This is a genomic window from Fictibacillus sp. NRS-1165, assembly GCF_050468105.1.
GTDB classification, from domain to species: Bacteria; Bacillota; Bacilli; order Bacillales; family Fictibacillaceae; genus Fictibacillus_C; species Fictibacillus_C terrinigri.
Map to the genome: position 1 here is coordinate 1 of NZ_JBDPNU010000036.1, position 1,241 is coordinate 1,241.

The 1,241-nt window shown below is 37.9% G+C and carries 2 protein-coding genes and 1 tRNA gene; 2 read left to right on the forward strand and 1 reads right to left on the reverse strand.

Translation table 11 applies throughout. The annotated features are described in order from the left end of the window. Positions 1-223: 223 nt before the first annotated feature. On the reverse strand, positions 224-460 hold the full coding sequence (locus tag ABHN01_RS16400; RefSeq protein ID WP_429876422.1) for an SMI1/KNR4 family protein: 237 nt from the start codon (positions 458-460) through the stop codon (positions 224-226). 224 nt (positions 461-684) lie between these two features. Here ABHN01_RS16400 and ABHN01_RS16405 point away from each other — a divergent pair, with 224 nt between their 5' ends. Together ABHN01_RS16405 and ABHN01_RS16410 are read left to right on the forward strand one after the other, a co-directional pair. Next, positions 685-810: a hypothetical protein gene (locus ABHN01_RS16405; RefSeq protein ID WP_429876421.1), complete on the forward strand. Its 126-nt coding sequence runs from the start codon at positions 685-687 to the stop codon at positions 808-810. Between the two features lie 15 nt (positions 811-825). After that, a tRNA-OTHER gene (locus tag ABHN01_RS16410) sits at positions 826-916 on the forward strand. Positions 917-1,241 lie beyond the last annotated feature (325 nt).

The following is a 1,241-nucleotide window of genomic DNA, read 5'->3' on the forward strand; positions in this document are numbered from 1 at the left end:
AGGAATGCTAACGGGTGCTTTAACACAATAAGGAATAAAATTAAAGAGCCTAAAATATGCAAGTTTTTATGCACTACTTGCGTATTTTGGCTCTTTTTACATTCATAAAAGATACTGCCATTTATAGCATTTTTTAATTGCCAAATACAAAAAGGGGCTGTCCAATAAGACCCTAAAATGAAAGCAGGGGAAAAAAGACCAGTTTTTCCACCCTCCTTCTATTTTAAAAATGTTCTTCCCATGCTTCTTTTGCCTCCAAAAATTTTTGTGATAAAAATTCATAAAAGTTCTTTGCTGTAATGTCGTCGTCAAGTCTCCCTTGCCTGTTCCACGCTATCACCAGGCACTCATTATTCTCCATAGCACTTGTATCTAAACAATAAGCATATTCACCAATATGTGGGATTCCACCAACATTTTGACGTAAAACCCACGCTAAGACATTTTTTGGTAGTAAAATAGCATATTCCTTACTCTAAGCTGATTCCCTTTAAGGTAAATAACGTCATGAAAAGGGAATTACTTTTAGGGATGGATTAAGGGAATAAAAATAACCTTTTTTTAATTATCAGATCGTTATTATTCATAACTCCCTAAAACGACCATTTAAAGGAATAGTCTTAAATGCCAAGGATTCCAGCCTTAGCGTGGGAAATGTGATAAAAAGTTGGAGCTACCCCTAAAATGGCCGAAATCAATAGGGTCGTTGGCTATCGGGAATTGACATTGTGGCACAATTGGCACAAAATCGGCACGAAAAAGATAAAAGTCGGTAAAATCGAGCGAAAGAATTACGAAAATGGATTGTAAGAATGCTGTTGTTTCGTAGAAAACAAGTCGGTACGAATTCCAGCGAAAGTCTCAAAACGGTTTCCTAAACCGTGCGTCGCAGGTTCGATTCCTGCCGGGGCCGCCACTTACTAAAATGACTTGGTCTCATCCCGATTAATTACATTAACCTAAGAACACGTCGCCTTCCGTTTTCTTGTCTATCGGCAAGCACATATGAAAGGAGGCGTTTTTATTTTGTCAGTAACAGCCGTAAAGCGAAATCAATGATTTATATAAATGCTGGACGAATCTGATTCAATGCCGTGTTATAAAAAAACAGCCCTAAAAGGGCTGTTTCAGAACGTCGACAAACCCCTCTCCAATTTTATATTGGTGGAGGGGTTTGTCTGTTTTTCAGGCAAATTATTTATTTCTTTAAGTTCATGGCAACGAAAGTTAGCATCGCCTGC

Bases quoted from the DNA above. Each gene is read 5' to 3' on its own strand.
- ABHN01_RS16405 (WP_429876421.1), top strand. From the start codon at position 685: ATGGCCGAAATCAATAGGGTCGTTGGCTATCGGGAATTGACATTGTGG.